Raw genomic sequence first — 8,305 nt, forward strand, 5'->3', positions numbered from 1 at the left:
GGAGCCGGGCCTCCGGCACATACGCGTACGGGTGGATCAGACCGAGCGGAGCGCCAGCACCACGTTGTGGCCGCCGAAGCCGAACGAGTTGTTGATCGCCGAGATCGTGCCCCCGGGCAGCACACGCGGCTCACCGCGCACGACGTCCGCGTCGACCTCCTCGTCCAGATCGTCGAGGTTGATCGTCGGCGGGGCCAGCCGGTGGTACAGCGCGAGCACCGTCGCCACCGTCTCGATGCCCCCGGCGCCGCCCAGCAGATGGCCGGTCATCGACTTCGTACCGGAGACCGCGACATGGTCGAGGTCCTCGCCCAGGACCCGGCGCAGCGCCTTGATCTCCGCGATGTCGCCCTGCGGCGTCGAGGTGGCGTGCGCGTTCAGGTGCACGACCTCCGACGGCTTCATGCCGGTGTTGTCGAGCAGGTTCTGCATGGCGGCGGCGACGCCGCGGCCGGTGGGCTCCGGCTGCGCGATGTGGTGGCTGTCGGCGGACAGGCCCTGGCCCAGCACCTCGCAGTAGACGCGCGCGCCGCGCGCGGCCGCGTGCTCGGCGGACTCCAGGACCACGACACCCGCGCCCTCGCCGAGGACGAAGCCGTCACGGGCCTTGTCGTAGGGGCGGGACGCCTTCTCGGGCTCGTCGTTGTTCTTCGACATCGCCATCATGTTGGCGAACGCGGCGACCGGCAGCGGGTGGATCGCCGCCTCCGTGCCGCCCGCCACCACGACGTCGGCGCGCCCGGTGCGGATCATCTCCACGGCGTAGCCGATCGCCTCGGCGCCCGACGCGCACGCGGACACCGGGGTGTGCACGCCCGCCTGGGCGTTCACCTCCAGACCGACGTTGGCGGAGGGGCCGTTGGGCATCAGCATCGGCACGGTGTGCGGGGAGACGCGGCGTGCGCCCCTCTCCTTCAGCGTGTCGTACTGGTCGAGCAGGGTGGTCACGCCGCCGATGCCGGAGGCGATGACCGTGCCGAGACGTTCGGGGGCGATCGCCTCGTCCTCGCCGGCCTTGGCCTTGTAGCCCGCGTCGGCCCACGCCTCGCGGGCCGCGATCAGCGCGAACTGCGCCGAGCGGTCCAGCTTGCGGGCGAGCGGGCGGGGCAGCACATCGCCCGGGTCGACCGCGGCGAGCGCGGCGATCCGGACCGGCAGGTCGGCGAACCTCTCACCTTCGAGGGGCTTGACGCCGGAGCGGCCGGCGAGCAGGCCCTCCCAGGTCGATGCGCTGTCGCCACCCAGCGGTGTGGTTGCGCCGATACCGGTGACGACCACGGTGCGATTGGTCGGGCTCACTGGAATTCTTTCTCCACGTGTAGAGGGTGCGGAATTTTTACGGCGCCACCACCGGGTGGCGTCAGCCGCGCGAGCTGGATCAGCCCTGGTGCTTCGCGATGTAGTCGGCGGCGTCGCCGACGGTCTTCAGGTTCTTGACGTCGTCGTCCGGGATCTTCACGTCGAAGCGCTCCTCGGCGGCGACGACGACCTCGACCATGGACAGCGAGTCGACGTCCAGGTCGTCGGTGAAGGACTTGTCCAGCTGGACGTCCTCGACCGGGATACCGGCGATCTCGTTCACGATCTCCGCGAGACCGGTGACGATCTCTTCCTGAGTGGCGGCCATGTGGGCGCTCCTTCGATATTCCGCGTGAGCAGAGGGATTTGTACGAGCACGGTCCGGAAAGCTCCGGTGTGCCTAGGGGAGGGTAACGACCGTAGCGGCGTACACGAGACCCGCCCCGAAGCCGATGACGAGCGCGGTGTCGCCGCTCTTCGCCTGACCGGTCGCCAGAAGCCGCTCCATCGCGAGCGGGATCGAGGCGGCCGAGGTGTTTCCGGTGGTCTCCACGTCACGGGCGACCGTGACGTGTTCGGGCAGCTTCAGAGTCTTCACCATCGAGTCGATGATCCGCATGTTGGCCTGGTGCGGAATGAAGACGTCCAGGTCCGCCGAGGTGATCCCGGCCGCGTCGAGGGCCTGTTGGGCGATCTTCGCCATCTCGAAGACGGCCCAGCGGAACACCGCCTGGCCCTCCTGCGTGAGGGCCGGGAACTTCTCGACCTTCTTGTCGCGGTAGTCGTCCCACGGCACGGTCTGCATGATCGTGTTGGACTTGTCACCCTCGGAACCCCAGACCGTGGGGCCGATCTGCGGCTCGTCCGACGGGCCGACGACGACCGCGCCCGCTCCGTCGCCGAACAGGAACGCCGTGGCACGGTCTTCGAGGTCGGTGAGGTCCGACAGCCGCTCCACCCCGATGACCAGGACGTACTCCGCCGAACCCTCGACGACCATGCCCTTGGCGAGCGTCAGCCCGTAACCGAAGCCGGCGCAGCCCGCCGAGATGTCGAACGCGGCGGGCCTGCCCGCGCCGATCTTGTCGGCGATCTCCGTCGCGATGGCCGGTGTCTGCTTGAAGTGCGAGACGGTCGACACGATCACGCCGCCGATCTGCTCGGGCGTGATCCCGGCGTCGGCGATGGCCTTGCCGGACGCCTCGATCGACATCATCGCCACGGTCTCCTCGTCCGAGGCCCAGTGACGGGTCGCGATACCGGAGCGCGAGCGGATCCACTCGTCGGACGAGTCGATCGTCTCCAGGATCACCTCGTTGGGCACCACGCGCGTCGGACGGTAGCCGCCGACACCCATGATGCGGGCGTACGGCGCGCCCTGGCTGGGCCTGATCTTCGCCATGCTCTCTCGGGCTCCTTAGGAAGCGTGCTCTGCGACGATCTCGCGAGCCGCGTCGAGGTCGGCGGGGGTCTTGAGCGCCAGGGTCCGTACACCGGGCAGGGCGCGCTTGGCGATGCCGGTCAGTGTGCCACCGGGGCACAGCTCGATCAGCGCCGTCACGCCCCGCGCCGTGAATGTCTCCATGCACAGGTCCCAGCGGACCGGGTTGGCGACCTGGCCGACCAGACGCGCGACGACCTCGGCCCCCGTGGCCACAGTCTGCCCGTCCTTGTTGGACACGTACGGCAGGGCCGGGTCGGACACGTCGAGCTTTCCGGCCGCGTCCGCCAGCACCGCCACCGCCGGAGCCATGTGCTCGGTGTGGAAGGCACCCGCGACCTTGAGCGGCACCACGCGGCGTACGCCCTCGGGCTTGTCCTCCGTCAGCGCGGTGATCTGCTCCAGCGTGCCGGCGGCCACGATCTGGCCGGCCCCGTTCACGTTCGCCGGGGTCAGACCGAGCTTCTCCAGATGCGGCAGGGTCACCTCGGGGTCGCCCCCGAGCAGCGCCGCCATGCCGGTCGGCGTGAGGGCGGCGGCCTCGGCCATGGCCAGGCCGCGCGTACGGACGAAGCCCAGCGCGGCCTCCTCGCTCAGCACACCCGCGTACACGGCGGCGGTGATCTCGCCGACGCTGTGCCCCGCGACCGCGCCCACACCGCTCTCGCCCAGCAGCCCGCGCAGCGCGTCGGCGGACAGCAGCCCGGCGGCGACGAGCAGCGGCTGGGCCACCGCGGTGTCCCGGATCTCGTCCGCGTCGGCCTTCGTGCCGTAGTGGACCAGATCGAGGTCGATGGCGGCCGACCACGCCCGCAGCCGGTCTTCGGCACCGGGAAGGTCGAGCCAGGGAGTCAGGAAGCCGGGCGTCTGAGCGCCTTGGCCGGGAGCGACGAGTACGAGCACCCTCTTACTCTCTCGTGCGGACGGCCTCCGCCGCCCGTGGGGACAAGGACGAAGAACCGTCGGGGGAATTGTTGAAGTCCCACAAAAGGTCAGGAAGGCGATTCCCCGTCGGCCAGCCTTCCCAAGATCAAAGCGATCCGCAGAGTGAAAGCGGAACGGACATCCGAAGGTGACCATCCGGTGACGTCGGTCACACGTCGAAGCCGGTAGCGCACGGTGTTGGGGTGCACGAACAGCATCCGGGCGGCACCTTCGAGACTACTCGCCTGCTCCAGATACACACTCAGAGTCTCCAGCAGCGCCGAGCCCGCTTCTTCAAGCGGTCTGTAGATCTCCTCCACCAGTTGCTCACGCGCGGCCGGATCCGACGCGATCGCCCGCTCCGGCAGCAGATCGTCGGAGAGTACGGGACGCGGCGCGTCCTGCCACGCCGAACACGCCTTCAGCCCGGCCGCCGCCGCCTGTGCCGACCGGGTGGCCGCCAGCAGGTCCGGCACCACCGGCCCCGCCACCACCGGCCCCGCCGCGTACGGTCCGATCAGCGCCTTCGCGACCTGCAGCGGATTGTCGCTGCCGCCCGCGATGACGACCAGCCGGTTGCCGAGCACCCCCGTGAGGACCTGGAGCTTGGCGTGCCGAGCGGCCCGGCGGATCGCCTCCACCGTCAGCTCGCTGTCCCCGTCGGGCGCGGTGCCCAGCAGCACGCACACATGCTCGGGCGAGTTCCAGCCCAGCGCCGACGCGCGCGACACTGCGCCCTCGTCGGCCTCGCCGGAGAGCACCGCGTTCACCACCAGCGACTCCAGCCGCGCGTCCCAGGCACCACGGGCCTCGGCGGCCTGCGCGTACACCTGGGCCGTCGCGAAGGCGATCTCCCGCGCGTACACGAGCAGCGCCTCACGGAGCACCGACACATCACCGGGCGCCGCGACCTCCTCGATCGCCGACTCCATGACCTCGATGGTGGTGCGCACCATCTCGACGGTCTGGCGCAGCGTGATGGCCCGCGTCAACTCGCGCGGAGCCGTACCGAACACGTCGGTGGAGATGGCCTGCGGGGTCTCGGGGTGCCGGAACCACTCGGTGAAGGCCGCGATGCCGGCCTGCGCCACCAGACCGATCCAGGAACGGTTCTCCGGGGGCATCGCGCGGTACCACGGCAGCTTCTCGTCCATGCGGGCGATCGCGTTCGCGGCCAGCCTGCCGGCGGACTTCTCCAGTCGGCGCAGGGTCGCGGGATGCGGGTGGGCTTCGTTCGCGGGTTCAGGCACGGGACAAGACTGCCTTATCGGGACGGGCGAGTGCCGGGCCGGGTCTACCGTGGGGACCGTGATTTCCGTCCGGTACGCCGACGACCGCTATCCCGGCGGTGACCTGTCCGCCGGGATCGAGTCCTTCCACGCCTTCTCCTTCGGCCAGTTCTACGAACCCGACAACCTCCGGTTCGGCGCGGTGATCGCCTGCAACGAGGAACGGCTCGCCCCCGGCGCCGGTTTCGACGAACACCCGCACAGCCACACCGAGATCGTCACCTGGGTCGTCGAGGGCGAACTCACCCATCGCGACTCCGCCGGAAACACCACGCTGGTCCGCCCCGGCGACCTCCAACGCCTCGGCGCGGGCGGCGGCGTACGGCACGTGGAGCGCAACGACGGGCCGGACCCGCTGGTCTTCGTCCAGATGTGGCTGGCGCCGCTCACACCCGGCGGCGACCCCCGCTACGAGATCGTGCACGGCATCGCCGACTCCACGCCGTACGCCCTCCCCGAGGCGGGCGCGATGCTGCACGTACGCCGGCTCCAGGAGGGGGAGCGGGCCGCGATCCCCGACGCCGTGTACGCGTATCTGCACGTGGTGCGGGGCCTGGTGGTCCTCGCGGGCGTGGAACTGGGCCCCGGCGACTCGGCGCGCGTCACGGACTCCGACAGCCTCGAACTGACCGCGGAGGCCCCGTCCGAGGCCCTGATCTGGGAGCTGGGCCCCGATCCCGGGGACCGTACCTAAGAGGCCCTGTCGTTCGGATCAGGGCCTAGCCGCGCAGCTCCGCCAGTACCGCGTCCGTGAACGGGGGCCACGCCTCGACCGCCCACGGGCCGAAGTCCCGGTCGGTGAGCGCGACACACGCGGCGCCCGCGTCCGGGTCGACCCACAGGAACGTGCCGGACTGGCCGAAGTGGCCGAACGTCCGCGGCGACGACGAACCGCCCGTCCAGTGCGGCGACTTGGAGTCGCGGATCTCGAAGCCCAGACCCCAGTCGTTGGGCTTCTGATGCCCGTAGCCCGGCAGGATCCCCGACAGCCCCGGGTGGACCACCGTCATGGCTTCGAGCACCGTACGGGGGTCGAGCAGCCGCGGTGCCTGAAGCTCCGCCGCGAAACGGACGAGGTCGTCCACCGTCGAGACACCGTCCCTGGCGGGCGAGCCGTCCAGGGTGGTCGAGGCCATGCCCAGCGGTTCGAGGACCGCCTGGCGCAGATACTCCGGGAACGGGATGTCCGTGGCCTTCGCGATGTGCTCCCCGAGAGCCTCGAACCCCGCGTTCGAGTACAGCCGCCTCGTGCCGGGCGGCGCCGTCACCCGGTGCTCGTCGTACGCCAGACCGCTGGTGTGCGAGAGGAGATGGCGGACCGTCGAGCCCTCGGGCCCGGCCGGCTCGTCCAGCTCGACCGCCCCCTCCTCGTACGCCACGAGCACCGCGTACGCGGCGAGCGGCTTGGTCACGGACGCCAGCGGGAAACGGTGCGACGCCGGGCCGTGCGACCCTGTCACCGTGCCGTCCGCCCGTACGACGGCTGCGGCGGCCGTCGGAACCGGCCAGTTCTCGATCATCGCCAGGCTCTGCATGGCCACGAGCGTAGACGGCCCCGGCCCGGCCCCCCGCCCCGGGACACCCCCAGCAAAATCGTCCCCCGTTTCGCTTGCTTCGAGTGCACTCCAAGGTTCTACGTTTGAAGGCATGACGCTGATCGAGAGCACCCCCGTCCGGACGGCGACCGAGGACATCTGCGTAACGGCCCCACCCACGCATCCCCGACCCGAGGGCGAGGACCACTACACGATCAGCGAAGTGGTCACCTTCACCGGCCTCACCGCGCACACCCTGCGCTGGTACGAGCGCATCGGACTCATGCCGCACGTCGACCGGTCCCACACCGGGCAGCGGCGCTTCACCAACCGCGACCTCGACTGGCTCACCTTCGTCGGCAAACTGCGCCTCACCGGCATGCCGGTCGCCGACATGGTCCGCTACGCCGAGCTGGTCCGGGAGGGCGAGCACACCTTCGAACAGCGGCAGGAGCTGCTGGAGCAGACCCGGCGCGACGTACGCAGCCGGATCGCCGAACTCCAGGACACCCTCGCCGTACTCGACTTCAAGATCGACTTCTACGCCGGCGCGCACGGTGCGCACCGCGCGTCGGAAAGGGCCTCATGATGAGCACCACCCAGAAGATCAGCACAGTGACGCTCGGCGCCGGCGGACCCACGGTCGGCGTCCAGGGCTTCGGCGCCATGGGCATCAGCGAGTTCTACGGCGACACCGACGAGACGGCCGCCCGCGACACCCTCGAAGCGACCCTCGAAACCGGCGTCACCCTCATCGACACCGCCGACTCCTACGGTCACGGGGCCAACGAGACGTTCCTCGCACCGTTCGTCGCCGCGCACCGCGACGAGATCACCCTCGCCACCAAGTTCGGCATCGAACGCAGTGACGACCCGGCGTACCGGGGCATCCGCAACGACCCCGCGTACATCAGGAAGGCCGTCGAAGGCTCCCTGCGGCGCCTGGACGTCGACGTCATCGACCTCTACTACATGCACCGCCACGACCCCGCCGTGCCGTTCGCCGAGTCCATCGGCACCATGGCCGAGCTCGTCGCCGAGGGCAAGGTCAAACACCTCGGCCTGAGCGAGGTCACCGGCGCGGAACTGCGCGAGGCGCACGCCCTGCACCCCATCACCGCGCTCCAGTCCGAGTGGTCACTGTTCTCCCGCGACGTCGAGACGAGCGCCGTGGGCGCCGCCGCCGAACTGGGCGTCGCACTCGTGCCGTACTCCCCGCTCGGACGCGGCTTCCTGACCGGCTCGTTCACCCAGGCGGAAGAACTCAAGGGCGCCGACATCCGCCTCACCCAGCCCCGCTTCAACGGCGACAACGCGAGCAGGAACGCAGCCCTCCTCGAACCCGTCCGCACCGTCGCCGCCGCGCATGACGCGACCGCCGGGCAGATCGCGCTGGCCTGGGTGCAGCAGCGGGCCCAGGTGCACGGCCTGACCGTCGTACCGATCCCCGGCACCCGCAAGCGCACCCGCCTCGTGGAGAACTCCGCCGCCACCCGCATCACCCTCACCCCCGAGGAACTGGCGCTCCTGGAGCCGATCGCCGGGCAGGTCTCCGGCGACCGCTACCCGGACATGTCGTTCACCGCCGCCGGGCGCGAATAGCACCACGTCACGACGCCAGCGCGTACACCGCGAAGCCCGCCGCGAGCAGCCCCGCCGCCGCCCGGCGGGCCTTAGGGCCTGTCGTGTGGATCTTGCCGGGCTCGCGGTCCCTGGCACGCACGCCCGCCGCGTTGTCGTCGGTCGGCATGGCTCCGCCATGCCTCCCTCCTCCGCCTTGCGATCGCACGCACCAGACCCCGCTCCCTTATCCGGCC

At 70.5% G+C, this 8,305-nt stretch carries 10 protein-coding genes; 3 read left to right on the forward strand and 7 right to left on the reverse strand.

Features of this window, described 5'->3' with window-relative positions; all coding sequences use genetic code 11:
- Positions 1 to 36: 36 nt before the first annotated feature.
- The 5 genes from fabF to ACFUN8_RS36210 all read right to left on the reverse strand — a co-directional run bounded on the left by fabF (position 37) and on the right by ACFUN8_RS36210 (position 4,914).
- A complete protein-coding gene (gene fabF, locus ACFUN8_RS36190) occupies positions 37 to 1,299 on the reverse strand; it encodes a beta-ketoacyl-ACP synthase II (protein WP_383647374.1) in 1,263 nt (420 codons plus the stop codon).
- Between the two features lie 79 nt (positions 1,300 to 1,378).
- Positions 1,379 to 1,627 (reverse strand): acyl carrier protein, encoded by a 249-nt coding sequence (locus ACFUN8_RS36195; RefSeq protein ID WP_330176015.1) that lies wholly within the window; start codon positions 1,625 to 1,627, stop codon positions 1,379 to 1,381.
- Between the two features lie 72 nt (positions 1,628 to 1,699).
- Positions 1,700 to 2,701 (reverse strand): ketoacyl-ACP synthase III, encoded by a 1,002-nt coding sequence (locus ACFUN8_RS36200; RefSeq protein ID WP_382560225.1) that lies wholly within the window; start codon positions 2,699 to 2,701, stop codon positions 1,700 to 1,702.
- Positions 2,702 to 2,716: 15 nt separating this feature from the next.
- Entirely contained in the window at positions 2,717 to 3,643 is a 927-nt protein-coding gene (locus ACFUN8_RS36205) for an ACP S-malonyltransferase (protein WP_383647377.1), read from the reverse strand.
- Positions 3,644 to 3,732: 89 nt separating this feature from the next.
- Positions 3,733 to 4,914: a PucR family transcriptional regulator gene (locus ACFUN8_RS36210; RefSeq protein WP_382560221.1), complete on the reverse strand. Its 1,182-nt coding sequence runs from the start codon at positions 4,912 to 4,914 to the stop codon at positions 3,733 to 3,735.
- A 61-nt stretch (positions 4,915 to 4,975) separates the two neighbouring features.
- Here ACFUN8_RS36210 and ACFUN8_RS36215 point away from each other — a divergent pair, with 61 nt between their 5' ends.
- A complete protein-coding gene (locus ACFUN8_RS36215; protein WP_383647385.1) occupies positions 4,976 to 5,647 on the forward strand; it encodes a pirin family protein in 672 nt (223 codons plus the stop codon).
- 25 nt (positions 5,648 to 5,672) lie between these two features.
- Here ACFUN8_RS36215 and ACFUN8_RS36220 read toward each other — a convergent pair whose 3' ends face one another.
- Positions 5,673 to 6,488, reverse strand: coding sequence for a serine hydrolase domain-containing protein (locus ACFUN8_RS36220; protein ID WP_383647379.1), 816 nt, complete (start codon positions 6,486 to 6,488; stop codon positions 5,673 to 5,675).
- A gap of 112 nt (positions 6,489 to 6,600) precedes the next feature.
- Between ACFUN8_RS36220 and ACFUN8_RS36225 the strand changes: the two genes are divergently transcribed.
- On the forward strand, positions 6,601 to 7,077 hold the full coding sequence (locus ACFUN8_RS36225; RefSeq protein ID WP_382560215.1) for a MerR family transcriptional regulator: 477 nt from the start codon (positions 6,601 to 6,603) through the stop codon (positions 7,075 to 7,077).
- A complete protein-coding gene (locus tag ACFUN8_RS36230; RefSeq protein WP_383647382.1) occupies positions 7,077 to 8,090 on the forward strand; it encodes an aldo/keto reductase in 1,014 nt (337 codons plus the stop codon). Before ACFUN8_RS36225 ends, ACFUN8_RS36230 begins: the two co-directional genes overlap by 1 nt.
- A 7-nt stretch (positions 8,091 to 8,097) precedes the next feature.
- On the opposite strand, the gene ACFUN8_RS36235 is transcribed toward ACFUN8_RS36230, so the two are convergent.
- Positions 8,098 to 8,238 carry a hypothetical protein gene (locus ACFUN8_RS36235; RefSeq protein WP_382560210.1) on the reverse strand — a complete coding sequence of 47 codons (141 nt, stop codon included), beginning with the start codon at positions 8,236 to 8,238 and terminating at the stop codon, positions 8,098 to 8,100.
- Between the last annotated feature and the right edge of the window lie 67 nt (positions 8,239 to 8,305).

The sequence above is a fragment of the Streptomyces sp. NPDC057307 genome (genome assembly GCF_042667665.1).
In the GTDB taxonomy this organism is placed as follows: Bacteria; Actinomycetota; Actinomycetes; order Streptomycetales; family Streptomycetaceae; genus Streptomyces.